This window comes from Streptomyces sp. NPDC001858 (assembly GCF_053594615.1).
Genome location: NZ_JBSFEV010000002.1, coordinates 415,180 through 440,519, shown reverse-complemented (window position 1 = coordinate 440,519; position 25,340 = coordinate 415,180). Strand labels below are relative to the sequence as shown.

Here is a 25,340-nt window from a genome sequence, read left to right as displayed (position 1 = left end):
TACCGCAGCCCTACCCAGTGGACGCGAGGACAGACGTTCTCACTCCATCACATCCCCGGGCGGCACGTCCCTCGCGCACGCCGCGGCGCGGGGAGCGCGCCCCGAAGGGCCCCGTGGCCCTGCCTGCCGGCTGCTCGGCGCCACGGGGCATGGAAAAGCCCGGATCCGTCAGGCGGAGATGCCGTCGATCCGGGCCAGGGCGTCGTCCGCGCCGTACGGCTGCAAGTACGGCAGCCAGCGCGGGTCCCTATGGCCCGTGCCGATGATGCGCCAGGCGAGGCCGGAGGGCGGAGCGGGTTTATGGCGCAGCCGCCAGCCGATCTCGACGAGGTGCCGGTCGGCCTTGACATGGTTGCAGCGACGGCATGACGCCACGACGTTGTCCCACACGTGCTTGCCCCCACGGCTGCGTGGGATGACGTGGTCGACGCTGGTTGCGACGCCACCGCAGTACATGCACCGGCCCCCGTCGCGCGCGAAGAGCGCTCTGCGGGTAAGAGGAACGGGCCCCCTGTAGGGAACCCGGACGAATCGCTTGAGCCGGACCACGCTGGGTGCGGGGACTGTGACGGTCGTGCTGTGCATAAAGGCGCCGGATTCCTCCAGGGAGATTGCCTTGTTCTCCAGGACGAGGACGAGCGCGCGGCGGAGCGGTACGACGCCGAGCGGCTCGTACGACGCGTTGAGGACCAGGACATGCGGCACGGATGCCTCCTTGGGCGTCGGCGGCGCGTGGCTCGCGCCGGGACGATCTGCAGCCAGTCTCTCCTCTTGCCTGGTGGACGCGCCACCATGTCCCGGTAACGGGCTGGGAGTGTTTTCGACCACAACCTGTCTTCTCCCCACTACCACGACCTGTTCAAGCGCAGGTGAGGACCGTCTCTCCTTCACGCATCCGGCCGATCCGGACGCAATGCCCCGTTAGTGTGGTGGTTCTGTCCGTCCGGTGACCTTTCCGTGACCTTGCAGCGCGTGTCACCCTTGACCGCCGCACCGGACGGAGCAGTGCAGCACCTGGAGGTACCTGCCGTGTCCTTGTCCGCCGTCCTACTGGCCGCCGACGCGTCGCCCACGCCGACCCCCTCGGAGTCGCCGACCGCGGTGACCGTCCCGTCCCTCCAGGACGCCCAGGAGAGCGCGAACAACGCGGCCAGCTGGGTCGAGGAGAACTGGTCGACCTGGCTGGCGATCGGGCTGCGGGTGCTGCTGATCCTGGTGATCGCCGTGGTGCTGAGAGTGGTGGTGCAGCGGGCGATCACCAAGCTGATCGACCGGATGAACCGGACCGTGGAGTCGGTGGACGGCACGGCGCTGGGCGGGCTGCTGGTCAACAACGAGCGCCGTCGTCAGCGCTCGCAGGCGATCGGCTCGGTGCTGCGCTCGGTGGCCAGCTTCCTGATCATGGGCACGGCCGCCCTGATGGTGCTGGCCACCTTCGAGATCAATCTGGCCCCGCTGCTGGCCTCCGCCGGTGTCGCGGGCGTCGCGATCGGTTTCGGCGCGCGCAACCTGGTGACGGACTTCCTCTCCGGGGTGTTCATGATCCTGGAGGACCAGTACGGCGTCGGCGACCAGATCGACGCGGGCGTGGCCTCCGGCGAGGTCATCGAGGTGGGGCTGCGGGTGACCAAGCTGCGCGGCGACAACGGTGAGATCTGGTACGTCCGCAACGGCGAGGTCAAGCGGATCGGCAACCTCTCGCAGGGCTGGGCGACGGCCGGCGTCGACGTGACCGTCAAGTCGTCCGAGGACCTGGACCGGGTCAAGGCCACGCTGGACGAGGTCGCCGAGAAGATGAGCAAGGAAGAGCCCTGGAACGAGCTCCTGTGGAGCCCGATCGAGGTCCTCGGCCTGGACAGCGTCCTGCTCGACTCGATGGTGGTCCGCGTCTCCGCGAAGACGATGCCGGGCAAGGCACTGTCGGTGGAGCGCGAGCTGCGCTGGCGCGTCAAGCGCGCCTTCGACGCGGCCGACATCCGCATCGTCGGCGGCGAGACCGCCACCGCCACGGAGGATCCGGCCGACCCGACGGCCTCGGTCGCCGCCCCGTCCGTCTTCGCCGACGCGACCTCGCCGCAGGCGATCGCAGCCGCCCCGATCACTCCGCAGCGCGCGGCGGCCACCACGCCTCCGGCGAAGTAGCCCCGCGAGGCACCTGCGCAACGCCCGCCGCCCCCGAGGTAACGACTCTGTTGCCTCGGGGGCGGTTTCCGTTTTCTTGCCTTGACGCCCTCTTCGTGACGGGTTTACCTTCCCTTCCACCGATAGGAAACTTTCCTAACAGTGGCTCGATGTGGACTTGCGCATGGCGTCACTGAAAGGCTGTGCAGTTCAGAGAGGCAGGTGTCGATCCCATGGCAGGAACCGCCGGTACGCCGGGCACCCCGCGCGTCCTGCGCGCCATGAACGACCGCGCCGCGCTCGATCTCCTGCTGGCGCACGGCCCGCTGTCCCGCACCCGCATCGGCAAGCTCACCGGCCTGTCGAAGCCCACCGCCTCCCAGCTCCTGGCCCGCCTCGAAGCGGCCGGACTGGTCCTGGCCACCGGCACCACCGAGGGGCGACCCGGCCCCAACGCCCAGCTCTACGAGGTCAACCCGGCCGCCGCCCACGCCGCCGGGCTCGACGTCACCCCCGAACGCGTCCTCGCCGCCGTCGCCGACGTCACCGGCCGGACCCTGGGCACGTACGAGGTGCCCACCCCCGGCAGAAAGACCGCCGAGGCCGTCGTACGGCAGGTCACCGGCGCCCTCGACGGCGCCGTGAAGGCCGCCGGTCTCACCCTGGACGACGTGCGGCGGCTCGTCGTCGCCACCCCCGGCGCCTTCGACCCCACCACCGGCCGACTGCGCTACGCCTCCCACCTGCCCGGCTGGCACTCCCCCGCGCTGCTCGACGAACTCGCCGCAGCCCTGCCGATGCCGGTGGAGTACGAGAACGACGTCAACCTCGCCGCCGTCGCCGAACAACGGCTGGGCGCGGCCCGCGACCACGAGGACTTCGTCCTGCTGTGGAACGAGGGCGGTCTCGGCGCCGCCCTCGTCCTCGGCGGCCGGCTGCACCGCGGCTGGACCGGCGGCGCGGGAGAGGTGGGTTTCCTGCCGGTTCCGGGCGCACCCCTGGTCCGACAGGTGAGGAAAGCCAACAGTGGCGGCTTCCAGGAGCTCGCGGGCTCCCAGGCCGTCCCCCGGCTCGCCCGTGAGCTCGGCATCGGCCAGATCCCCTCGGGACCGTACGCCGAGGTCGCCGCCGCGCTCGTGGAGCGGGCCGCGACCGAGGACACCGTCCTGAACCGGCTGCTGCTCCAGACGTACGCGACCCGGCTCGCGACCGGTCTCGCCTCGCTCGTCTCCGTGCTCGACCCCGAACTCGTCGTCCTCAGCGGCGCCTCCCTGACGGCCGGCGGCGAGGTGCTGCGCACCCTCGTCCAGGCCGAACTGGAGGAGCTGGCCGCGTCCCGGCCGAAGCTGGTCATGGGCGACGTCACCGAACAGCCCGTGCTGCGCGGCGCGCTGGAACGCGCGCTGGCGGCCACCCGCGACGAGGTCTTCGACACCTCGCGCTAGCCCGCGCCCCCTTGTAGATCCCTCAGATCCCTCAGATCCCTCAGATCCCTTCTCCCGCGTACAGATCACCTCACCCTGCCCTGTTCCTGGAAGGCTCCGTCATGCCCACACGCATTCCCGAAGTCGTCCGAAAGGCGGCTTTCGCCCTCACCGCCTCCACGGCCCTGCTGCTCAGCACCACCGCCTGTACCGGCCAGTCCGCCACCGGCACCGACGACGACGCGTCGAAGGAGCAGACCATCACCTTCTGGCACGCCTGGAGCGCGCCGAGCGAGGTGAAGGCCGTCAAGGCCCTGGTCGCCGGCTTCGAGAAGGCGCACCCCAACATCCATGTGAACGTCGTCGGCAACATGACCGACGACAAGATCAACCAGGCGCTGCGCGCGGGCGGCAGCAAGGCGCCCGACGTGATCTCGTCGTTCACCACCAGCAACGTCGGCAAGTTCTGCTCGTCGGGCGCCCTGGTCGACCTCAACCCCTTCTTCAAGAAGGCGGACATCGACCCGGCCGCCACCTTCCCCAAGGCGATGAACGAGTACACCCAGTTCGACGGCGACCGCTGCGCCGTCCCGCTGCTGGGCGACGCCTACGGCCTCTACTACAACAAGACGGCGTTCGAGAAGGCGGGCATCACCGCTCCCCCGAAGACCTGGTCCGAGTTCGAGGCCGACGCCAAGAAGCTGACGATCGCCCAGGGGAACACGTTCAAGCAGCTCGGCTTCATGCCGAACTACCACGGCTGGGAGACGACCACCGAGCACTACCTCGGCCAGTTCTCGCCGACCTACTTCGACGCGGCCGGCAAGTCGACCGTCGCCACGGACCCGGCCGTCGCGGCCGCCTTCACCCTCCAGAAGAAGCTGGTCGACGACCTCGGCGGCTTCAAGAAGCTGGAAACCTTCCGGTCGACGCTCGGTGACGAGTGGGGCCCGAAGCATCCCTTCCAGACCGGTCAGGTCGCCATGCAGCTCGACGGCGAGTGGCGGCTGGGCATGGCCCTGGACGCCAAGCCCGACTTCGAGATCGGCGTCGCCCCGCTGCCCGTCCCGGACGACCAGGCCGACCAGTACGGCAAGGGCTACATCACCGGCACCATCGCCGGCATCGCCGCCACCAGCAAGAAGCAGAACGCGGCCTGGGAGCTGGTGAAGTACATGACCACCGACACGGACGCGGTCGTCGGCTTCTCCAACGACATCCACAACGTGCCGTCCACGCTGGCCGCGCTGAAGTCCCCGGACCTGAAGTACGACGCGCGCTTCAAGACCTTCCTGGACATCGCCGCGAACCCCAACTCGACTTCTGCCCCGGCCTCGATCAACGGCGGCGTCTACCTCGCCACCATCCAGCAGCTCGGCTACGACTACGAGAGCGGCAAGATCACCGATCTGAAGTCCGGCCTGGCGAAGGCCGCGGCGCAGATCGACACGGACATCGCGCAGGCGAAGTAGCCATGTCCACCCTCACCTTGCGGACGAAGCGCCGGAGCCCCGGCCTCGCTGCGAAGCAGCGGAAACAGGCCCTGCGCACCCTCGCCTTCCTCTCCCCCTGGCTGATCGGCTTCGCGGTCTTCTTCGCGTACCCGATGATCTCGACGCTCTACTTCTCGTTCATGCACTACGACGGCTTCAAACCGCCGACGTGGAGCGGCACGAAGAACTGGAAATACGTCTTCGAGTCCTACCCGTTCTTCTGGCCGGCCCTGCGCAACACCCTCTGGCTGGTCGTCATCATGGTGAGCCTGCGGGTCCTCTTCGGACTCGGCGTCGGCCTCCTCATCACGAAGATCAAGACCGCCACGGGCGTCTTCCGCACCCTGTTCTACCTGCCCTACCTGGCCCCGCCGGTGGCGGCCACCATGGCCTTCGCGTTCCTCCTCAACCCCGGTACGGGCCCGGTCAACTCGATCCTGGAGAAGATCGGCATCCCGGCCCCGGGCTGGTTCAACGACCCCACCTGGTCCAAGCCGGCCCTCACCCTGCTGGCCCTGTGGGGCGTCGGCGACCTCATGGTCATCTTCATGGCCGCGCTGCTCGACGTGCCCAGGGAGCAGTACGAGGCGGCGGAGCTGGACGGGGCCACGCCCTGGCAGCGGTTCCGGTTCGTCACGCTCCCGAACATCTCGCCGATCATCATGTTCGCCGTCGTCACCGGCGTCATCCAGGCCATGCAGTACTACACCCAGCCGCTCATCGCCGGAAAGGTCGCCTCGGGCGTGATCCAGGGCGCGGGCACCATGTTCGAGCCCGGCTACCCGGAGCACTCCACGCTCACGCTCCCCCAACTCGTCTACAACCTCGGCTTCCAGCGCTTCGACTACGGCTCGGCCTGTGTCGTGGCCCTGGTCCTGTTCGCCCTGTCGATGGCGTTCACCGCGCTCCTCATGCGGCGCCGGGGCGGCCTCATCCAGGCAGGTGACTGACCCCATGACCCAAGTACTGGACCGCCCGGCGGAGGTGCGGACCCCGTCCGTCTCGCCCGCCGAACGCACCGCCCGCCGCAAGGCGCTGCTGGAATGGATCGCGATCCACTCCATCGGCGTCGCGACCGCCCTCTTCTTCACGCTCCCCTTCGTGTTCGTGTTCCTGACGTCCCTGATGAGCGATTCGCAGGCACTCAGCCGGGACCTGATCCCGCACACCTGGGAATGGGCCAACTACAAGAAGGTCTTCGACACCCCGGGCTTCCTCACCTGGTGGAAGAACACGCTGATCTACGCCGGCCTCGGCACCGTGCTGTCCGTCGTCTCGTCGATCCCGGTGGCGTACGCGCTGGCCAAGTTCCGCTTCCGGGGCCGCAATCTGACGCTCATGCTGGTGATCTCGATGATGATGCTGCCCCCGCAGGTCGTCGTCATCCCGATGTACCTGTTCTGGGCCAAGCAGCTGGACCTGTCGGGCACGCTGTGGCCGCTGATCATCCCGATGGCCTTCGGCGACGCGTTCTCGATCTTCCTGCTGCGCCAGTTCCTGACGACCATCCCGAACGAGTACGTCGACGCGGCCAAGGTGGACGGCTGCGGCGACCTGCGCACCCTGCTCAAGATCATCATCCCGATGGCCAAGCCCGGCATCGCGGCCGTCGCCCTCTTCCAGTTCTTCTACGCCTGGAACGACTACTTCGGCCCGCAGATCTACACCTCGGAGAACCCGGGCGCCTGGACGCTGTCCTACGGCCTGGAGTCCTTCAAGGGCGCGCACCACACCGACTGGAACCTCACCATGGCGGCCACCGTTCTCGTCATGGCCCCGGTGATCCTCGTGTTCTTCTTCGCGCAGAAGGCGTTCGTCGAAGGCGTCACCCTGACCGGAGTGAAGGGTTGAACTCCACATGAAACTCACCGTGGTAGGCGGAGGCTCGACCTACACCCCCGAACTCGTCGACGGCTTCGCCCGGCTGAGGGACACCCTCCCCGTGGAGGAGCTGGTCCTCGTCGACCCGGCCGCCGAACGCCTGGAACTGGTCGGCGGCCTGGCCCGCCGCATCCTCGCCCGGCAGGGCCACCCCGGCCGGGTCGTCACCACCGCCGACCTGGACGCGGGGGTGGAGGGCGCCGACGCCGTCCTGCTCCAGCTGCGGGTCGGCGGCCAGGCGGCGCGCGAGCAGGACGAGACCTGGCCGCTGGAGTGCGGCTGCGTCGGCCAGGAGACGACCGGCGCGGGCGGCCTGGCGAAGGCGCTGCGCACGGTCCCGCTGGTCCTGGACATCGCCGAACGCGTCCGCCGCACCAACCCGCACGCCTGGATCATCGACTTCACCAACCCGGTCGGCATCGTCACCCGCGCCCTGCTGAAGGAGGGCCACAAGGCGGTCGGCCTGTGCAATGTCGCGATCGGGCTGCAGCGCAAGTTCGCGGCCCTGCTCGACGTCGGCCCGGCCGATCTGCACCTGGACCACGTGGGCCTCAACCACCTCACCTGGGAGACCGCGGTGCGGCTGGGCGGCCCCGAGGGCGACGACGTCCTGCCGGGCCTGCTGACCGAACACGGCGACGCGATCGCCGCCGACCTGCGGCTGCCCCGCCCGCTCCTGGACCGCCTGGGCGTGGTCCCGTCCTACTACCTGCGCTACTACTACGCGCACGACGAGGTCGTCCGGGAACTGCGCACCAAGCCGTCCAGGGCGGCCGAAGTGGCGGCGATGGAACGGCAGTTGCTGGAGATGTACGCCGACCCTGCGCTCGACGAGAAGCCGGAGCTGCTCGCCAGGCGCGGCGGCGCGTTCTACTCGGAGGCCGCGGTGGACCTGGCGGCGGCGCTGCTCACCGGCTCGGGCAGCCCGTACCAGGTGGTCAACACCCTCAACAACGGCACGCTGTCCTTCCTCCCGGACGACGCGGTGATCGAGGTCCAGGCGGCGGTGGGCCAGAAGGGCACGTCCCCGCTGCCCGTACCGACCCTCGACCCGCTCTACCGGGGCCTGATGGCCGACGTGACGGCCTACGAGGACCTGGCCCTGACGGCCGCGCTGCACGGCGGCCGCGACCGGGTGTTCAAGGCCCTCCTCGCCCACCCCCTGATCGGCCAGTACGAGTACGCCGAGCAGCTCACCGACCGACTGATCGCACACAACCGGGAGCACCTCGCGTGGGCCTGACGGCAAGCGTTCTCGCCATCGACGCGGGCAACAGCAAGACGGACGTCGCCGTCGTGGCGGCCGACGGGGAGGTCCTCGGCACGGCCCGCGGCGGCGGCTTCCGCCCGCCCGTGGTGGGCGTGGAGGCGGCGATGGACGCGCTGGCGGACACCGTCACGCGCGCGTACCGGGCCGCCGGGGTCACCGCCGCGACCCATGTCTCGGCGTGTCTGGCCAACGCGGACCTGCCGGTGGAGGAGGAACAGCTGGCGGCCGCCCTGCACGCACGCGCGTGGGGCACGTCCGTCGACGTCCGCAACGACACCTTCGCGATCCTGCGGGCCGGCGTGGCCGAACCCCGGGGCGTGGCCGTCGTCTGCGGCGCCGGCATCAACTGCGTGGGCATGCGCCCCGACGGCCGCACCGCCCGCTTCCCGGCCCTCGGCCGCCTCTCCGGTGACTGGGGAGGCGGCTGGGGCCTGGCCGAGGAGGCGATCTGGCACGCGGCACGCGCGGAGGACGGCAGGGGCGATGCGACGGCCCTGGCCCACACGCTCCCGGCCCACTTCGACCTGCCGACCATGTACGCCCTGATCGAGTCCCTGCACCTGGAGAGCATCGAACCGAACCGCCGCCACGAACTGGCCCCGGTCCTGTTCACCACGGCGGCCGCCGGCGACCGCATCGCGCGCGCGATAGTCGACCGCCTGGCGCAGGAGGTGGTCACGATGGCGGTGGTCGCCCTGACCCGCCTGGAACTCCTGGAGGAGGAGGCACCGGTCCTCCTGGGCGGCGGCGTCCTGGCAGCCGGCCACGACCAACTGGACGACGGCGTACGAGAGCTGCTCGCCGCGCGCGCCCCGAAGGCGGTCCCTCAGGTGGTACGGGCCCGCCCCGTGCTGGGAGCGGCACTGCTGGGCCTGGACAGACTGGGGGCGCGGGCGGACGTGCAGGAACGAGTGCGGGCGCACTTCGAGACACCCAGCCCGTCCGGCGATTGAGGACGAGGCCCGTCCAGGGCCGAAACGGGGGTCCGGGGGCGGCGACCCGGGGAACCGAACATCCCCTCACGGCGTATTCATGAACAGGGGTGACTGCGATCTGATCAAGATCCAGTGAAGGCCGGTGCGCAATGTCACTCCCGCCAGCGATACTTGCGGCGAGAGATGACCATGGGGGAGGTCAACAACGTGGCACACCCGGCAACAACGACACGACCGCCGACGCGCCGCACGGCATTCGCCGAGGGCGTGGACCAGGCGCGTGCCGCCGCGAACACCGAGCCCGGACGGCTGCGCATCATCGGCGCCCTCCTCGCCCTCCTCGTCGTCGCCTTCGGCGCCGTGACGGCCTGGCAGACGAGCGACCGCGCGGCCGCCGCGGACGACGTGCTGCACAAGAGCCAGCCGCTCAGCACGGCCGCGGCTGACATCTACCGCTCGCTGGCCGACGCCAACACGGCCGCCTCCAGCGGCTTCCTCGCGGGGGGCGAGGAGACGGCGGAGTCCCGGCAGCGGTACGAGGAGGACATCGACACGGCCGCCGCCAAGCTCGTCACCGCGGCCAACAACGCCGACCCCGGCTCGCCCTCCACGGCGTCCATCACCAAGCTGAACAAGCTGCTGCCCGAGTACAAGGGCCTGGTGGAACGCGCGCGTACGTACAACCGGCAGGGCTTCCCGGTCGGCGGCGCCTATCTGCGGTACGCGAACGAGAAGATGCAGGGCGAGATGCTCCCGGCGGCCGTGGAGCTCTACAAGACGGAGAACCGGCGCCTTCAGGCGGACTACGGCGACGCCACGCCCTACCCTTGGGCGGCGATCGGGCTGGGCGTCCTCGCGCTGGCCGGTCTGGCCTGGGCGCAGGCCCGCAACTACCGCCGCACGAACCGTGTCCTGAACCACGGTCTGGTCGCCGCCACGGCGGCCTCCACCGTCGTCCTCCTCTGGCTGGTCGTCGGGCACACCGTGGCCCGCGCGGGTCTCGAGGACTCCTACGAGCACGGCGTGCGCTCGCTGAACGTCCTGCACGACGCCCGGATCGCCTCCCTCAAGGCGCGCGGCAACGAGAACCTCACGCTGGTGGCGCGCGGCGCCGAGACGGTGAAGGTGACGGCCGACGGCAAAGAGGTCACCCTCGACAAGTACGACCACGAGTTCGCCACCGAGATGGCCACCCTCGGCAAGGGCCTCGCGCAGGCGGCGAAGCTGGCCGACGACCAGGCGGGCGAGAAGCCGGTCGCGTCGGCCGAGAGCAACATGGCGGAGTGGGAGAAGCGCCACACCACCGCTCGCGCGCAGGACGACAACGGCAACTACGAGCAGGCGCTCGCCCTGGTGATCGGCGGCAAGGACGCGACCGGCGCGTGCTTCGACAACGTCGACCAGAACCTCGCGGACGCGCTGGCGCACGAACAGACCGAGTTCAAGGAGGCGGCCGGGGACGGTCTGGACGCGATGACCGGCCTGTCGGTCGGCGCCGCCGTGCTCGCCGTGCTGGGCGCCGCCGGAGCGGTCCTCGGCATCGGCCGCAGGCTGTCGGAGTACCGGTGAACGGGCGGGCGCCGGGCAACGGACCGGTGGGAGGAGGCGTGGCGATGCGGGTGCGACGGGTACGGGCCGGCCTGAAGGGCTGGGGCGGGGTGGGCGCGATGGCGGCCGTGTGCGCCCTCGCGCTGGCGTTCGTGCTGCTGCTGCCGTGGACGCAGTCCCACGGCGAGGGGAGCGCGGGCCGGGGCGGCCAGGGCGCCGCCGAGGGCAGTCCGGCGGCCGACGCCACCTGCACGGCCCCGGAGAAGCAGACGCTGGCGCCGTCGACCGCGGACGGCCCGACGATCGCGGCGATCAAGGCCCGGCAGGGCGCGAAGCGCAAGCTGATCGTCGGCGTGGACCAGAACAGCTACCGCTGGGGCTATCGCGACCCCAACAACACCGGCGCGGAGCTGGAGGGCTTCGACATCGACCTGGTCCACCGGATCGCCCAGGACATCCTCGGCGACCCGGACGCGGTCCAGTTCAAGGCCATCCCGACCAACCAGCGCATCCCGGCCATCCAGGAGGGCCGGGTCGACATGATCGTGCGCACGATGACGATCTCGTGCGGCCGGCTCGCCGACGTCGCGTTCTCCGCGCCGTACTTCAAGACCGGCCAGCAGGTCCTCGCCCCCAAGTCCTCCCCGATCACGGGCTACGACGACACGCTGGCGAAGAACAAGGTCTGCACGGCGACCGGTTCGACGGCCAACACCCAGCTGGACGAAGACAAGAAGGCGAACAAGCTCGCCTCCACCGTCGACATCTCCACCACCGTCCCCAACCAGCTCGACTGTCTGGTCCGGCTGCAGCTCGGCGAGGTCGACGCGGTGGTCACCGACGGCGCGCTCGCGGCCAGCCAGGCCGCCCAGGACCCCACGGTCGAGCTCAAGGGCGCCCCGTTCACGACCGAGTACTACGGCGTGGCGATGAAGAAGGACGCAAGCGATCTGGTACGCCGGGTCAACCAGATCCTGGTCGAGTACCGCGCGAGCGGCTGGCAGACCTCGTACGACACCTGGCTGTCCGCGACACTGGGCACGGACGCGGCGAAGTCGCAGCCGCCCACGCCGCCGCAGTACCTGCGCAAGAGCTGACGGACGCAACACCGGGCGGAGCACCAGGCGGACCGCCGGGCGGGGCAGGGCAGCAGACAACCGACACGGCACGACACGGCAGCGAGAGGTGATCGATGGGCGTCACGGGACCTCCCGGGCCGGTGATGGACCGGGACGAGGTCGACCGTGCGCTGGCGCGGCTCGGCGCGGAGCACGAGGCGATCGAGACCTCGCTCCTCGCCTTGCAGGACCACGCGGGCCGCAGGCTCCTCGAAGGCGCCGAGCTCACCGGCGTCACCAAGGAGCGCTGGGCGTCCGCGGAGGCGTCGATCACGCTGCTGTGGGCGTACTTCGACGCGTACGCCGACGCGCTGCGCGGCGCCCGCGAGATCCGCGCGCGCCGCCGCTGGTCCAGTCGCGAGGACCTGGTGGAGCTGACCGAACTGCTGCGCGGCGAGTCCGTCACGATCGCGGGATCGGTCGCGGGATCCGTCGCGGGACCGGTCACCGGCTCGATCGCCGGCTCAGCCGCCGCCACCGCCCAGGCGCCGACGCTGCACGGCGCGGGCAAGCTCAGCCACAGCTTCTCGCTCAGCACCCTCGTCGACCGTATGAACGAGCTGTACGCGTCGTCGCTGGACATGGTCGTCGCCGCCGACGCGGTGTGGTCGGCGCTGCCCGCGCGGATAGATTTACTGGCCGCGGAGCTCCAGCGCACCCGCCGGCTCGCGCACTCCGTCGGCGTCCGCCCGGGCGAGCACCCGGCGGGCGACGACCTGGAGCGCATCACGCACACCCTGACCGCCCTGCGCGAGCAGGTCGTGTCGGACCCGCTCGCCTACTGGACGCCCACCCAGGGCAGTTCGGCCCCGGGCGGCGGCCGTCCGGACACCACGGTCTACGACCGTGAGGCGCGCGCCCTGGAGGACGTCCGCCGGGAGATCGACGCCGTCCTGACAGTCCGCCAGGACGCCGAGCAGCGGCTGGTGAAGCTGCGGGACATCCTCAGCCGCGCCGACCGCACCCTCGCCGAGGCGCGCACCGCGCGCGGCGAGGTGCTCGCGAAGATCGCCGCGACCGAGGTGCCGGTGGTCAGCGGCCCGCCGACGGTGCTGCAGGAGCAGCTCGCGACGGCCGCCGAGTACCGCCGACACGCCCAGTGGCACCGGCTGTCGCCGCTCCTGGAGTCCCTGGAGGAGAAGGCGGAGGACGAACTGCTGCGCGCCCGGGAGTCGTTGACCGAGGTCACCCAGCCGCTGGCGGTCCGCGCGGAGCTGCGCGGCCGCCTCGACGCGTACAAGGCGAAGGTCGCCCGGCACGGGCTCGCCGAGGACCCGTTCCTCATCGAGCGCTACGACGCGGCACGCCGCATGCTGTGGAGCGCGCCGTGCGATCTGCGCGTCGCCGAACAGGCCGTCCTGCGCTACCAGCAGGCGGCCGCCGAACTGCTCACGGCGCCGCGCGTGCCGGACCAGGGCGGACCTCAGGACCGTAGGGGGGAGCAGTAGCCATGAGTCAGGCGGGACAGTCGTGTCAGCGGCCGGGCTGCGAGGGTTCGTACGAGGACGTGGGCGGCGGCGAGCTGTACTGCGACACCTGCGGTCTGGCCCCGGTCGTCTCGTCGTCCGGCATGGTCGGCTCCCCGCCGACCGGCGTGACCCGCGGCGGCAAGGGCGGTTCGGGCAGCGCGAGTTCACGCTCCAGCGGGCAGAGCGCCCGCAGCTCCCGGACGTCGTCGCAGTCGTCGAAGTCGCGCCGCTCGGTGTCCGGGCGGCTGTCGCGCTCGCTCTCGGGCAAGTCGACGGGCCGTTCGGTGTCGGTGCGCAGCTCCGGCTCGACGGCCGGCTCCTCCGGGCGCGCCCGGCTCGGCGTCGGCCTGGTCTCGGTGCCGCAGGTGCCGCGTCCCGACCCGCGCGCGATGGTGCTGGAGAACCCCGAGGTGCCCGAGCGCAAGCGGTTCTGCTCGCGCTCCGACTGCGGTGCGCCGGTGGGCCGTTCGCGCAGCGAGCGCGAGGGCCGCACGGAGGGCTTCTGCACCAAGTGCGGCAACCCGTACTCCTTCGTCCCGAAGCTGAAGTCCGGCGATGTGGTGCACGGCCAGTACGAGGTCGCGGGCTGTCTGGCGCACGGCGGCCTGGGCTGGGTGTATCTGGCGGTGGACCGCGCGGTCTCCGACCGGTGGGTGGTCCTCAAGGGCCTCCTCGACACCGGCGACCAGGACGCGATGGCCGCCGCGATCTCCGAGCGGCGCTTCCTCGCGGAGATCGAGCACTCCAACATCGTCCGCATCTACAACTTCGTCGAACACCTCGATCAGCGCACCGGCTCGCTCGACGGCTACATCGTCATGGAGTACGTCGGCGGCAAGTCCCTCAAGGAGATCGCCAACGACCGCCGCACCACGGCGGGCAAGCGGGACCCGCTGCCGGTGGAGCAGGCGTGCGCGTACGGCATCGAGGCCCTGGAGGCGCTCGGCCATTTGCACAGCCGCAACCTGCTGTACTGCGACTTCAAGGTCGACAACGCGATCCAGACCGAGGACCAGCTCAAGCTGATCGACATGGGCGCGGTCCGCAGAATGGACGACGACGAGTCGGCCATCTACGGCACGGTCGGCTACCAGGGCCCGGAGGTCGCCGAGGTCGGCCCCTCGGTCGCCTCCGACCTGTACACGGTGGGCCGTACGCTCGCCGTCCTGACGTTCGACTTCCAGGGCTACACGACCGTCTTCGTCGACTCCCTGCCCGACCCCGACAACATCGAGGTCTTCCGCCAGTACGAGTCCTTCTACCGGCTCCTGGTCCGCGCCACCGACCCCGATCCGGCCCGCAGGTTCGCCTCCGCGCAGGAGATGGCGGAGCAGCTGACGGGCGTGCTGCGCGAGGTCGTCTCGCTGCAGACCGGCCGGGCGCGGCCCGCGCTGTCGACCCTGTTCGGGCCGGAGGTCAAGGTCACGGACAGCGAGCTGTTCCCGAAGCTGGACGGCGAGGTCTCGCGGCTGGGCTCCCGGGTCGCCGCGGTCAAGTCCCGGCGGCTGTTCGGGAGTTCGGCGACGGCGGCCCTCGGCGGCGGTGACGGTACGGGCGCGTCGGCCACGCCGTCCCTCGGCGCCGCACCCGTCCCCGCCGTGGCCCCCGCGTTCGCCGGCGGCGCCTCGCTGCCCGGTACGGGCCCCGGTGCGGGCGCCGTGCCGGCACTGCCGAGCGCCGGTGGCCTCGCGTCGGGCGGCTCCTCGCCGACCGTCGTGCCCGGCGCCACCCCCGGCATCGTCAAGACCGTGCCCGCGCCCGCCGCGGCCCTCGCGCTGCCCGTCCCGCACGTCGACCCCACCGACCCCAACGCGGGCTTCCTCGCAGGCCTGTTGACCTCCGGTCCCGGCGAGCTGATCACAGCCCTCTCGGCCGCGCCCGCGCCGTCGATCGAGACCCGGCTGCGGCAGATCCGCGCCTGGCTGGAGAACGGCGACCACCAGGCCGCTCTCACCTCCCTCCGGACACTGGAGAGCGAGCGGCCCGACGACTGGCGGGTGGTCTGGTACCGGGGCGTGGCCTCGCTGGTCACCGGCGACCACGAGGGCGCCGCGCTCTCCTTCGACGCGATCTACGACGCCTTCCCGGGCGAACCCGCGCCCAAGCTGGCGCTCGGCCTGTGCGCGGAGGTGCTGGGGCAGCTCGACAACGCCGCCGAGTACTACCGCCTGGTGTGGTCGACCGACCCGAGCTATGTGAGCTCCGCGTTCGGCCTCGCGCGCGTGCAGCTCGCCGCGGGCGACCGCCGGAGCGCCGTCCGGACGCTGGAGTCGGTGCCGGAGTCCTCCATCCACTACACGGCGGCCCGGGTGGCGGCCGTGCGCGCCCGGCTCCGGCTGCGGACCGCCCTCGCCACCGACGTACCCTTCCTGGAAGACCTCACCGCCGCCGCGGCCCAGGTCGAGGCACTGGACGCCTACGGTCTGGATCCGACGCGGCGCGAGCAGTTGTCCGCGGAAGTCCTCGGCAGCGCCCTCGACTGGATACTCTCCGGTGGCCAGGGCACCGGCCCGGCCGCCCGGGTGCTGCTCGGCAGCGAACTGGACGAGCGGGGGCTGCGCTTCGGCCTGGAGCGCTCGTACCGCACGCTGGCCCGGCTGGCGACCGGCGGCGAGGAGAGGATCGACCTGGTGGAACGTGCCAATCGTTACCGCCCCCGGACGTGGGTGTAGTTGATGTCGCAGATGCCCCGGCAGGCCGCCCTGCCGACGTGTCCGAGCTGCGCGGAGCCGCTCGACGCGGGTGACCGTTTCTGCGGCGCCTGCGGATACGACCTGTCCGCCGTCCCGCCGCGCCCGGACGACCACCCGACCCTCACGATGAACGGCTCCGCGCAGCCGGCTCCTGTGCAGGGGCCGGGCAGGAACACGGGCGTGGGCGCACCCGGTACGCCCGTGCCGGGCGCCGGACCGGGACTGCCGGGCGCCACCGGTGCGGCCCTGCCGCCACCGGACGGCCCCGGCGTGCCGCCACCGCACGGCCCCAGCATGCCGCCGCCCCCGGGGGCCGCCCCGCCGCCGTCCGCTCCCGCCCCCGCCACGGGTGTCCGGTTCGACCGGCCCCCGGAGCCCGACGAGTACGCGCTGCAGGCGCCGGACCCGCGCGTCGCCGCCGAGGCCGCCGCGGGAGCCGAGCCCGCCCAGGTGTGCGTGGCCTGCCGTGCGGGCCGGGTGGACGACGACGGCTACTGCGAGAACTGCGGGCACGCCCAGCCGCGCGAACGGGACCACATGGAACTGGAATCGGGCCCGCTGGCCGCCGTCAGCGACCGCGGCCTGCGCCACCACCGCAACGAGGACGCCTTCGGCCTCGGCTGCACCGCCCTGCCCGACGGCTCGCCGGCCCTCGTGGCGATCGTCTGCGACGGCGTGTCCTCCGCGACCCGCCCCGACGACGCCTCGCTCGCCGCGTCGAAGACGGCGAGCGCGTCGCTGCTGGCCGCCCTGCCGCAGGGCACGCATCCGCAGGCGGCGATGCACGAGGCGATCGTCGCCGCGTCGCACGCGGTCAACGCGCTGGCCGCCGAGCCCGCCACGGCCCGGGAGCACGCCCCGCACCAGAACGCTCCCGCCTGCACCCTGGTCGGCGCGGTCGTCACCCCGGGGCTGCTGGTCGTCGGCTGGGTGGGCGACAGCCGCGCCTACTGGGTCCCGGCGGACCGCAGCTCGCCCCCGGCCCGGCTCACCGAGGACGACTCATGGGCCGCGCAGATGGTCGCCGCGGGCCTGATGAACGAGGCGGAGGCCTACGCCGACGAGCGCGCCCACGCGATCACCGGCTGGCTCGGCGCCGACGCCTACGAACTGGAGCCGCACACCGCGTCCTTCAAACCCGACCGGCCGGGTGTGGTGGTCGTGTGCACGGACGGCCTGTGGAACTACGCGGAGGCGGCCGAGGAGATGGCCGAGGTCGTCCCGCCGGACGCCGCCGTCCGGCCCCTGCACAGCGCACGCGTCCTGGTCGGTCACGCCCTCGACGGCGGGGGCCACGACAACGTAACAGTGGCCGTCGTGCCGTTCCCCGCCCCCGTACAGGGGGCAGGATCGGCCTGAGGCCGCAAAACGGGGAAACACGGGTGACGCGGGGTGACGCGGAGCAACACGGCGTAACCCGCGCAAGCACGGGGAAGCACGCGTACGGGCCGGTGGGGACCGGCCCGTACCCAGACATCGCCCTGCGAACACAGGGTTTTCGAGGGGGATTTGAGTAGGCATGGCCAATTTCTCGAAGTCGAACGTGCCGCAGTTCTCGGTGGACGTCTACCAGAACGAGTACCTCCCGGAGGGCGGCCGCGAGGTCAGCGCGATCGTCACGGTGACCTCCACCGGCGGCGGCACGGTGGGCAGCGCGGTCGCCGCGCCGCACCTGTACTCGCCGGGCGAGGGCCCGTCCGCCGCGGTGGCGGTCATGGTGGACTGCTCCGGCTCGATGGACTACCCGCCCACCAAGATGCGCAACGCCCGTGACGCCACCGCCGCCGCCGTCGACACCCTGCGCGACGGCGTGCACTTCGCGGTGATCGGCGGCACGCACGTCGCCAAGGAGGTGTACCCGGGCGGCGGCCGGCTCGCGGTCGCCGACGCGAGCACCCGCGAGCAGGCCAAGCAGGCGCTGCGCCGGCTGAGCGCGGGCGGCGGCACCGCGATCGGCACCTGGCTGCGGCTGGCCGACCGGCTGCTGTCCACGGCGGACGTCGCCATCCGGCACGGCATCCTGCTCACCGACGGCCGCAACGAGCACGAGTCGCCGGAGGACCTGAAGGCCGCCCTGGACTCCTGCGCCGGACGGTTCACCTGTGACGCCCGCGGCGTGGGCACCGACTGGGAAGTGAAAGAAGTCACAGGGATCGCCTCCGCCCTGCTCGGCACCGCCGACATCGTCGCCGACCCGGCCGGCCTCGCCGCCGACTTCACGCAGATGATGGAGACGGCTATGGGCAAGGAGGTCGCGGACGTCGCCCTGCGGCTGTGGACCCCGGTCGGCACCACCGTCAAGTTCGTCAAGCAGGTCGCGCCGACGGTCGAGGAACTCACCGGACGCCGCACCGAGGCGGGCCCGCGCGCGGGCGACTACCCCACCGGTTCCTGGGGCGACGAGTCCCGCGACTACCACGTGTGCGTCGAGGTCCCGGCCGCGAGCCTGGGCCAGGAGATGCTGGCCGCGCGGGTCTCGCTGGTCATCCCGCAGCCCGAGGGCAGCGTCCAGAACCTCGGCGCGCAGGGTCTCGTCCGCGCCGTGTGGACCGACGACATGGCCGCCTCGACGTCGATCAACCCTCAGGTCGCGCACTACACGGGCCAGGCCGAACTGGCACAGGTCATCCAACAAGGGCTCGATCTACGCAAAGCGGGCGATATGGATGGAGCAACGGCCAAACTGGGCCGGGCCGTTCAGCTCGCGAACGTCTCGGGGAACGCGGATACTGCGAAACTGCTTGCGAAGGTGGTGGACGTGGTCGATGCCACGACAGGTACTGTGCGACTGAAGGCGAAGGTCGCGGACGCCGACGAGATGACGCTCGAGACCCGGTCCACAAAGACTGTTCGTGTAAAGAAGTGACCTGAACGAGCTCCCGAGAACAGCTTTCCGGGACACCGAAGGAGAGAGGGGGACGCGCCGACATGCCGACCTGCCCGAACGGACACCAGTCGGGTTCCGACGACTGGTGCGAGGTCTGCGGTCACCGCATGGCCGGTGCCGTACCTCCGCCTCCGCCGCCCCCCACCGCCGGCGGCTACGGCTTCCCGCCGCCCCCGCCCGGCCAGGGCCAGCCCGGCCAGCCCGGTGGCGGACGGCACCTGTCCTCCGTGCCGGACCACGAGCCGGAGCTCTGCCCGCAGTGCCGTACGCCCCGTGAGGGCGGCGCGCCCTTCTGCGAGGAGTGCCGGTGGAACTTCCTGACCAACACGGCGACCTCGTACATGCCGGCCGCCCCGCGCCCACCGGCCCCTGGCCCGGGCGGACCCGGTGGTCCCGGGGGTCCGGGTGGTCCCGGGGGTCCGGGTGGTCCTGGGGGTCCCGGGGGTCCTGGTGGGCAGTTCCCGCCGGCGCCGCCGTCCTACGGGGGCGGTGACTCGTTCGAATACCAGAGCTCCCGCCCGTCACAGGTGAATCGTCCCGCCGAACCGCTCCAGCCCTTCGGTGGCGAGCCGGGAGGTCCCTCGGGACGGGCCGGCGGCCCCCCGACGTTCGGCCGCGAGCCGTCGGGCCCGGGCGGACCCGGTGGACAGGGCGGACCCGGTGGACTCGGTGGACAGGGTGGACCCGGCAGGCCCGGCGGTCCCTCCGGTCCCGGCGGCGGCCGTCCTCCCGGCCCGCCCGGCGACCCCTTCGCAGGCCCGCCGCCCGGTGCGCCGCAGGACCCCTACCGGCGGGAGCAGACCGGGCAGTCCTCGGACCCCTTCGGCCGCGAGCCCTCCGCAGACCCCTTCGGCCGCCTGCCCTCCGGCCCCGGCGGCCGTCCGCCGGGCCCGCCCGGCTCCGGCCCCGGCGGCCCCGGCGGCCCGTCCGGCTTCGGCGGCGACCCCTCGCGCCAGGCTCCGCCGCCGTCCGGGCCCACGCCCACGGCCGGCCCCGGCATGCCGGGCCAGGGCGGCCACGGTCGCCATGGCGGCGGCCAGGGCGGTCCGGGAGGCCCCGGAGGTCCGGGGGCTCCGCAGGCCTTCCAGCCGTCCGGTCCGCCGGCCCAGCCGGGCTACCCGCAGGAGACGGGCCGACCGCAGGGCGGCCAGCCCTTCGGCGGCGGTGACGACGACTGGGTGCTGTCCCCGCCGTCGAACACCGGCCCCGGCGGTCCCGGTGGCCCCGGTGGACCTCAGGGCGGCGGTGGCTACGGCTACCCGCAGCCCGGCACCACGCAGGCGCCGCCCCCGCCCGGTCCGGCGTTCCCGCAGCAGCCGACGACCTGGTCGGCGACGATCGGCCCGGACCGCGGGTACTTCATGGCGATGATGCACCGCTCGGGCCCCGAGGCCGCGGGGCTGAACCTGCCCGCGTACTCGCCCGAGCAGCAGCGCACGCTCACCGGCAACCAGATCACCATCGGCCGCCGCCGTCACTCCACGGGCGAGACCCCCGACATCGACCTGTCGGTGCCGCCGGAGGACCCGGGCGTCTCGCACCAGCACGCGGTGCTGGTCCAGCAGCCGGACGGCAGCTGGGCGGTCGTCGACCAGAACTCGACGAACGGCACGACGGTCAACGGCTCGGAAGAACCGATCCAGCCGTTCGTCCCGGTCCCGCTGCAGGACGGCGACCAGGTGCACGTCGGCGCCTGGACGACGATCACGGTCCGCCGCGGCTAGGCGCTCCGCTGGGGGTGCCGCGCTGTGCCGCGCTGTGCCGTCGTTCCGCTGCGACGCCGTCGTGGCTGGTCGCGCAGTTCCCCGCGCCCCTTCGGGGCGCTACCGAACCGCAGCCGACTTCGCCCGACCCGCTTAGGCCCGGACAGGCTCTAAAGCCCGGACCGGCTCTAGACCTCTAGGGCTCTACCAAACCGGGGTCGAACGAGCCGGGCAGGGGCCATGCGTACGGCCCCTCCGGTTCGTCGAGCCATGCCCACGCGTGCCGGGCGCCGACCGTGATGCCGAAGCGCTCCCGCCCCGGCATGCCCTCGCGCTCCCACAGGGCGAACGCCTCCTGCGGTTCGAGGGTGTCCCGGGTCAGCGCCAGCAGGAAGTGGAACAGCTCGCTCTCCCTGGCCCGGCGCGGCACCCCGGCCAGCGCCACCGGCTCCGGCTCGGGCCGCTCCGGCCCGCCCGGCGGCGACCCGCGCAGCGGCACGAAGTAGGCTGGGGTGTGCAGGAAGCGCCCCTCGGCGTGTTCCGCGTCCCGGACGGTCAGCGCGATCAGCCCGGTGGCCAGCGGCGCCAGGATCAGGGCGCCGGGGACGCACTGGGCCGGCCAGGCCCGGGGGATCGACGTCAGCGTGCAGGTCGCGATGATCCGGTCGAAGGGGGCGCGTTCGGGAACTCCGCGCGCCCCGTCCCCGGTGACGACCGTGGGCCGGTACCCGGCCTCGGCGAGATGCCGGCGGGCGGACTCGGTGATCTCCGTGTCCAGATCGACAGTGGTGACGTTCCCGTCGCCGAGCCGGAACGACAGCAGCGCCGCGTTGTAGCCCGTGCCCGCGCCGATCTCCAGGACCCGGCTGCCGGCCTCGACCCGCAGCTCGGCCAGCATCAGCGCCATCAGCGAGGGCTGACTGCTGGAGGAGACCAGCACACCGTCGCGCAGCCGGGTGGCCAGCGGGACGTCCTCGTACGCGCCGCGCACCCAGCGTTCCCGGGCGCAGGGGTCGGGGCTCTCGCCCCAGCGCCGTTCGTAGCCGCCTACGCCTCCGACGTAGTAGTACGGCACGAAGAGATGCCGCGGGACGTTCGCGAACGCCTCCCGCCACCCCGGATCGGCGTCGAAGGCCCCGCTGGCCTCGATCACGCGCACCAGCGAGGCACGCGCGGCGACGGCGACCCCCGCGAGCGGCTCGCCGCCCCGGTCGACTTCATGGGCGCCCATGACTCCACTGTGCGGCGCACGGCCCCGGGAAGCGAGCCCCGCGGTGCCCCTCGGGGCAAGCCCTGACGTGAGCCCTGGGGCAGGCCCGGGCCCGTGGTCCTAAGCCTCGGGTCCTCCGTCTCCCCGTCTGAGACCATGGGGGATGTGAAAGAGATTCGGCGCGGCACGCTTCAGGAGCAGACCTTCTACGAGCAGGTCGGTGGGGAGGAGACCTTCCGCCGACTGGTCCACCGTTTCTACCAGGGAGTCGCCGAGGACCCGATCCTGCGGCCCATGTACCCCGAGGCGGATCTGGGCCCGGCCGAGGAGCGTTTCGCGCTCTTCCTCATGCAGTACTGGGGCGGCCCGACGACCTACAGCGAGAACCGCGGCCACCCGCGCCTTCGGATGCGCCACGCGCCCTTCGCCGTGGACCGCGCGGCGCACGACGCCTGGCTGAAGCACATGCGCGACGCGGTCGACGAGCTCGCCCTGCCCGAGGAGCAGGAGCAGACGCTGTGGAACTACCTGACGTACGCGGCGGCGTCGATGGTGAACACCCCGGAATGAACCCGGAATGACCCCGGAGTGACCCCGGAGTGACCCCGGGGGTGGTGCTTCCGGGGCTCTCAGGGGTGCTGTCGGCGGACGCTGAGGGACGGCATCCCGAGCCCCGCCCCCGCACGCCGTACGGCGATCGACCCGTACGGGGTGCGCAGCCGCAGCCACCCGCCGAGCGACAGCAGCGCCAGATCCCCCGAACCCGCCGAGGGGCGCAGGAAGCCGAGCGACTGGGCCGCGTGCACGACCCGCACGGGAAGGCCGGTCTCCCCGACCGTCCGGGACCAGATCTCGCGCCCGATCCGGTCGAGCTCGGTGCGGGTCCGCAGCTCGGCCGCCAACTCCTCGGTACGGGACCGGAATTCGGCGACGGCCGCCCCGACCATCGCCCGCAGCGCGTCCGGCGCGGGCAGCCCCGCCTCGGGCCGCCAGCCACCGCGCGGCGGCAGCACACCGGCCCACGGCGGCCCGGTGACGGCTCCGGGGACGCCCGCGGTGGCGGCGCCCTCGTCGACGGACTCCAGCAGCTCGCCCGCCGAGACGGTCACGTCCAGCGTGGCGTCGAGACCGTTCTCGTACGGCTTGGCCAGCCGGACCGCGCGGATCGCGAGCACCTCGAAGGACGGCGGCCGGCCGAAGACGGCGAGCGCGGTGCCGGCCGCCTGCAGCCGGACCGCGGCTCCACGGTCGTAGTGGAGCAGCCGGGAGAGGAAGGCCGCGAGATCCGCCGCCTCCCCCTCGTCGGCGAGGTGCAGCACCGTCATGCGGCGACGGCCTCCTCGGCGTCGTCCCGGTACTCGCCGAGGAACTCACGCTCGTCGGCGGTGATCCGTCGCGGCCGCTGCGTGTCGAAGTCGAACGGCACTATGACCGTCGAGGCGCGGACATAGACGACGTCCCCGTCCTTCACCTCGTAGGTGATGGTGAAGGACGCCGCCTTTATCTCCGTGACCCACAGCTCGATGTCCACGGGCGTGTGCCGGTGGACGAGCTGCCGCTTGTAGTCGATCTCGTGGCGCGCCACCACGGACCCCTGCTTGAAGTCCTTCTCCGGGCGGAACAGGAAGTCGATACGGGCTTCCTCCAGGTAGCGGAGGAAGACCACGTTGTTGACGTGGCCGTACGCGTCCATGTCCGCCCAGCGCAGCGGGCAGCGGTAGATGTGCCGCAAGATCGATCAGCCCCGGGTCAGCTTCTTGTAGGTGGCGCGGTGCGGACGGGCGGCGTCCGCGCCGAGACGCTCGATCTTGTTCTTCTCGTACGACTCGAAGTTGCCCTCGAACCAGAACCACTTGGAGTCGCCCTCGTAGGCGAGGATGTGCGTGGCCACTCGGTCCAGGAACCACCGGTCGTGGGAGACGACCACGGCCGCGCCCGGGAACTCGAGCAGCGCGTTCTCCAGGGAGCTGAGGGTCTCGACGTCGAGGTCGTTGGTCGGCTCGTCGAGGAGGAGCAGGTTGCCGCCCTGCTTGAGGGTGAGCGCGAGGTTGAGACGGTTGCGCTCACCGCCGGAGAGCACGCCGGCGGGCTTCTGCTGGTCCGGCCCCTTGAACCCGAAGGCGGAGACGTACGCGCGGCTCGGCATCTCGACCTGACCGACGTTGATGTAGTCGAGCTCGTCGCTCACCACGGCCCACAGCGACTTCTTGGGGTCGATGTTCTCGCGGCTCTGGTCGACGTACGAGATCTTGACGGTCTCGCCGACCTTGATGCTGCCGGAGTCCGGGGTCTCGAGCCCCTGGATCATCTTGAAGAGCGTGGTCTTGCCGGCGCCGTTGGGCCCGATGACCCCGACGATCCCGTTACGCGGCAGCGTGAAGGAGAGATCGTCGATGAGGACCTTCTCGCCGAAGGCCTTGGTGAGGTTGTTGACCTCGACGACGATGGAGCCGAGCCGCGGGCCCGGCGGGATCTGGATCTCCTCGAAGTCCAGCTTCCGCATCTTGTCGGCCTCGGCCGCCATCTCCTCGTACCGGGCGAGACGGGCCTTGGACTTGGCCTGCCGCCCCTTGGCGTTGGACCGCACCCAGTCGAGCTCTTCCTTGAGCCGCTTGGCGCGCTTGGCGTCCTTCTGCCCTTCGACCTTGAGGCGGGTCGCCTTGGTCTCCAGGTAGGTGGAGTAGTTGCCCTCGTAGGGGTGGGCCCGACCGCGGTCGAGCTCCAGGATCCACTCGGCGACGTTGTCCAGGAAGTACCGGTCGTGGGTGACGGCGACGACGGTGCCGGGGTACTTCGCGAGGTGCTGCTCCAGCCACTGCACGGACTCGGCGTCCAGGTGGTTGGTGGGCTCGTCGAGCAGCAGCAGGTCGGGGGCCTCCAGCAGCAGCTTGCACAGCGCGACCCGGCGGCGCTCACCCCCGGACAGGTTGGTGACGGGCCAGTCGCCGGGCGGGCAGCCCAGGGCGTCCATGGCCTGCTCCAGCTGGGTGTCCAGGTCCCACGCGTTGGCGTGGTCCAGGTCCTCCTGCAGCTTGCCCATCTCGTCGAGCAGCGCGTCCGAGTAGTCGGTCGCCATCAGCTCGGCGACCTCGTTGAAGCGCTTGAGCTTGCCCATGATCTCGGCGGCGCCGTCCTGCACGTTCTCCAGGACCGTCTTGGCCTCGTCGAGCGGCGGCTCCTGGAGCAGCATGCCGACGGAGTAGCCCGGCGACAGGAAGGCATCGCCGTTGGAGGGGTGCTCCAGCCCCGCCATGATCTTCAGAACGGTGGACTTACCAGCACCGTTCGGCCCGACCACACCGATCTTCGCGCCGGGGAGGAAGCTCAGCGTCACGTCGTCAAGGATGACCTTGTCGCCGTGCGCCTTGCGCGTCTTGCGCATGGTGTAGATGTACTCAGCCAAGAGAAACCGTCCGGCAGCTTGAAATCAGGCAGTGGGCAGATACACCCCATCTTGCCTGACGTCCACCCCCGGGTGGTAACCCATATGGTCGGGGGCGGCTGGCCTGGGGGCTCGGGGGGCGTCGGACGGCCCAGGGACGGCCCCGAGACGGCCCCGGGTTGATCATTGCGCACCGCCCGCTCCGC

Annotated in this window: 20 protein-coding genes; 15 read left to right on the top strand and 5 right to left on the bottom strand. The window is 71.7% G+C overall.

Annotated features, from left to right (window positions below; genetic code table 11):
* Positions 1-168: 168 nt before the first annotated feature.
* Entirely contained in the window at positions 169-705 is a 537-nt protein-coding gene (locus ACWCPF_RS04520; RefSeq protein ID WP_451043444.1) for an HNH endonuclease, read from the bottom strand.
* A 324-nt stretch (positions 706-1,029) separates the two neighbouring features.
* Between ACWCPF_RS04520 and ACWCPF_RS04515 the strand changes: the two genes are divergently transcribed.
* The 14 genes from ACWCPF_RS04515 (at position 1,030) to ACWCPF_RS04450 (ending at position 20,563) form a co-directional block, all read left to right on the top strand.
* Positions 1,030-2,142 carry a mechanosensitive ion channel family protein gene (locus tag ACWCPF_RS04515; protein ID WP_451043443.1) on the top strand — a complete coding sequence of 371 codons (1,113 nt, stop codon included), beginning with the start codon at positions 1,030-1,032 and terminating at the stop codon, positions 2,140-2,142.
* 212 nt (positions 2,143-2,354) lie between these two features.
* Positions 2,355-3,566 (top strand): ROK family transcriptional regulator, encoded by a 1,212-nt coding sequence (locus ACWCPF_RS04510; protein WP_451043442.1) that lies wholly within the window; start codon positions 2,355-2,357, stop codon positions 3,564-3,566.
* 101 nt (positions 3,567-3,667) lie between these two features.
* Positions 3,668-5,017 (top strand): ABC transporter substrate-binding protein, encoded by a 1,350-nt coding sequence (locus ACWCPF_RS04505; protein ID WP_451043441.1) that lies wholly within the window; start codon positions 3,668-3,670, stop codon positions 5,015-5,017.
* Between the two features lie 2 nt (positions 5,018-5,019).
* The gene (locus ACWCPF_RS04500; RefSeq protein ID WP_451043440.1) at positions 5,020-5,988 is read left to right on the top strand and encodes a carbohydrate ABC transporter permease; all 969 of its coding nucleotides are present in this window, start codon (positions 5,020-5,022) and stop codon (positions 5,986-5,988) included.
* A 4-nt stretch (positions 5,989-5,992) separates the two neighbouring features.
* Positions 5,993-6,889 carry a carbohydrate ABC transporter permease gene (locus ACWCPF_RS04495; protein WP_451043439.1) on the top strand — a complete coding sequence of 299 codons (897 nt, stop codon included), beginning with the start codon at positions 5,993-5,995 and terminating at the stop codon, positions 6,887-6,889.
* A gap of 7 nt (positions 6,890-6,896) precedes the next feature.
* Positions 6,897-8,162, top strand: coding sequence for a 6-phospho-beta-glucosidase (locus tag ACWCPF_RS04490; RefSeq protein ID WP_451043438.1), 1,266 nt, complete (start codon positions 6,897-6,899; stop codon positions 8,160-8,162).
* Entirely contained in the window at positions 8,153-9,142 is a 990-nt protein-coding gene (locus tag ACWCPF_RS04485) for an N-acetylglucosamine kinase (RefSeq protein WP_451043437.1), read from the top strand. Before ACWCPF_RS04490 ends, ACWCPF_RS04485 begins: the two co-directional genes overlap by 10 nt.
* Positions 9,143-9,313: 171 nt before the next feature.
* The gene (locus ACWCPF_RS04480) at positions 9,314-10,693 is read left to right on the top strand and encodes a hypothetical protein (protein WP_451043436.1); all 1,380 of its coding nucleotides are present in this window, start codon (positions 9,314-9,316) and stop codon (positions 10,691-10,693) included.
* Positions 10,694-10,737: 44 nt separating this feature from the next.
* Positions 10,738-11,769 (top strand): glutamate ABC transporter substrate-binding protein, encoded by a 1,032-nt coding sequence (locus ACWCPF_RS04475; RefSeq protein ID WP_451043435.1) that lies wholly within the window; start codon positions 10,738-10,740, stop codon positions 11,767-11,769.
* 95 nt (positions 11,770-11,864) lie between these two features.
* Entirely contained in the window at positions 11,865-13,238 is a 1,374-nt protein-coding gene (locus ACWCPF_RS04470) for a hypothetical protein (protein WP_451043434.1), read from the top strand.
* 2 nt (positions 13,239-13,240) lie between these two features.
* Positions 13,241-15,931, top strand: a complete 2,691-nt coding sequence (locus ACWCPF_RS04465; protein WP_451043433.1) for a tetratricopeptide repeat protein — start codon at positions 13,241-13,243, stop codon at positions 15,929-15,931.
* A gap of 3 nt (positions 15,932-15,934) precedes the next feature.
* Positions 15,935-17,311, top strand: coding sequence for a PP2C family serine/threonine-protein phosphatase (locus ACWCPF_RS04460; protein WP_451043432.1), 1,377 nt, complete (start codon positions 15,935-15,937; stop codon positions 17,309-17,311).
* A 160-nt stretch (positions 17,312-17,471) separates the two neighbouring features.
* A complete protein-coding gene (locus ACWCPF_RS04455) occupies positions 17,472-18,818 on the top strand; it encodes a vWA domain-containing protein (protein WP_451043431.1) in 1,347 nt (448 codons plus the stop codon).
* A gap of 62 nt (positions 18,819-18,880) precedes the next feature.
* The gene (locus ACWCPF_RS04450) at positions 18,881-20,563 is read left to right on the top strand and encodes an FHA domain-containing protein (protein WP_451043430.1); all 1,683 of its coding nucleotides are present in this window, start codon (positions 18,881-18,883) and stop codon (positions 20,561-20,563) included.
* A 175-nt stretch (positions 20,564-20,738) separates the two neighbouring features.
* Here the strand turns inward: ACWCPF_RS04450 and ACWCPF_RS04445 are convergent, their stop codons facing one another.
* A complete protein-coding gene (locus ACWCPF_RS04445) occupies positions 20,739-21,773 on the bottom strand; it encodes a methyltransferase domain-containing protein (protein ID WP_451043429.1) in 1,035 nt (344 codons plus the stop codon).
* Positions 21,774-21,908: 135 nt separating this feature from the next.
* Between ACWCPF_RS04445 and ACWCPF_RS04440 the strand changes: the two genes are divergently transcribed.
* Complete coding sequence (locus ACWCPF_RS04440) at positions 21,909-22,322, top strand: globin (RefSeq protein WP_451043428.1); 414 nt, start codon at positions 21,909-21,911, stop codon at positions 22,320-22,322.
* A 59-nt stretch (positions 22,323-22,381) separates the two neighbouring features.
* Here ACWCPF_RS04440 and ACWCPF_RS04435 read toward each other — a convergent pair whose 3' ends face one another.
* From ACWCPF_RS04435 to ettA, 3 genes are read right to left on the bottom strand one after another with little or no spacing between them, the layout of a single operon-like run.
* Positions 22,382-23,077 (bottom strand): hypothetical protein, encoded by a 696-nt coding sequence (locus ACWCPF_RS04435; protein WP_451043427.1) that lies wholly within the window; start codon positions 23,075-23,077, stop codon positions 22,382-22,384.
* Positions 23,074-23,484, bottom strand: a complete 411-nt coding sequence (locus ACWCPF_RS04430; RefSeq protein ID WP_451043426.1) for an acyl-CoA thioesterase — start codon at positions 23,482-23,484, stop codon at positions 23,074-23,076. The genes ACWCPF_RS04435 and ACWCPF_RS04430 overlap by 4 nt, the downstream gene beginning before the upstream one ends.
* 6 nt (positions 23,485-23,490) lie before the next feature.
* Positions 23,491-25,155, bottom strand: a complete 1,665-nt coding sequence (gene ettA, locus ACWCPF_RS04425; RefSeq protein WP_451043425.1) for an energy-dependent translational throttle protein EttA — start codon at positions 25,153-25,155, stop codon at positions 23,491-23,493.
* Positions 25,156-25,340 lie beyond the last annotated feature (185 nt).

What these genes read in the sequence shown, in the direction of transcription:
- ACWCPF_RS04465 (WP_451043433.1), top strand. Translation starts at nt 13,241, where the DNA reads ATGAGTCAGGCGGGACAGTCGTGTCAGCGGCCGGGCTGCGAGGGTTCG.
- ACWCPF_RS04435 (WP_451043427.1), bottom strand. Translation starts at nt 23,077, where the DNA reads ATGACGGTGCTGCACCTCGCCGACGAGGGGGAGGCGGCGGATCTCGCG.
- ACWCPF_RS04500 (WP_451043440.1), top strand. Translation starts at nt 5,020, where the DNA reads ATGTCCACCCTCACCTTGCGGACGAAGCGCCGGAGCCCCGGCCTCGCT.
- ACWCPF_RS04470 (WP_451043434.1), top strand. Translation starts at nt 11,865, where the DNA reads ATGGGCGTCACGGGACCTCCCGGGCCGGTGATGGACCGGGACGAGGTC.
- ACWCPF_RS04510 (WP_451043442.1), top strand. Translation starts at nt 2,355, where the DNA reads ATGGCAGGAACCGCCGGTACGCCGGGCACCCCGCGCGTCCTGCGCGCC.
- ACWCPF_RS04480 (WP_451043436.1), top strand. Translation starts at nt 9,314, where the DNA reads ATGGGGGAGGTCAACAACGTGGCACACCCGGCAACAACGACACGACCG.
- ACWCPF_RS04445 (WP_451043429.1), bottom strand. Translation starts at nt 21,773, where the DNA reads ATGGGCGCCCATGAAGTCGACCGGGGCGGCGAGCCGCTCGCGGGGGTC.
- ACWCPF_RS04450 (WP_451043430.1), top strand. Translation starts at nt 18,881, where the DNA reads ATGCCGACCTGCCCGAACGGACACCAGTCGGGTTCCGACGACTGGTGC.
- ACWCPF_RS04455 (WP_451043431.1), top strand. Translation starts at nt 17,472, where the DNA reads ATGGCCAATTTCTCGAAGTCGAACGTGCCGCAGTTCTCGGTGGACGTC.
- ACWCPF_RS04460 (WP_451043432.1), top strand. Translation starts at nt 15,935, where the DNA reads ATGTCGCAGATGCCCCGGCAGGCCGCCCTGCCGACGTGTCCGAGCTGC.
- ACWCPF_RS04490 (WP_451043438.1), top strand. Translation starts at nt 6,897, where the DNA reads ATGAAACTCACCGTGGTAGGCGGAGGCTCGACCTACACCCCCGAACTC.
- ACWCPF_RS04475 (WP_451043435.1), top strand. Translation starts at nt 10,738, where the DNA reads ATGCGGGTGCGACGGGTACGGGCCGGCCTGAAGGGCTGGGGCGGGGTG.
- ACWCPF_RS04440 (WP_451043428.1), top strand. Translation starts at nt 21,909, where the DNA reads ATGGGGGATGTGAAAGAGATTCGGCGCGGCACGCTTCAGGAGCAGACC.
- ACWCPF_RS04495 (WP_451043439.1), top strand. Translation starts at nt 5,993, where the DNA reads ATGACCCAAGTACTGGACCGCCCGGCGGAGGTGCGGACCCCGTCCGTC.
- ACWCPF_RS04505 (WP_451043441.1), top strand. Translation starts at nt 3,668, where the DNA reads ATGCCCACACGCATTCCCGAAGTCGTCCGAAAGGCGGCTTTCGCCCTC.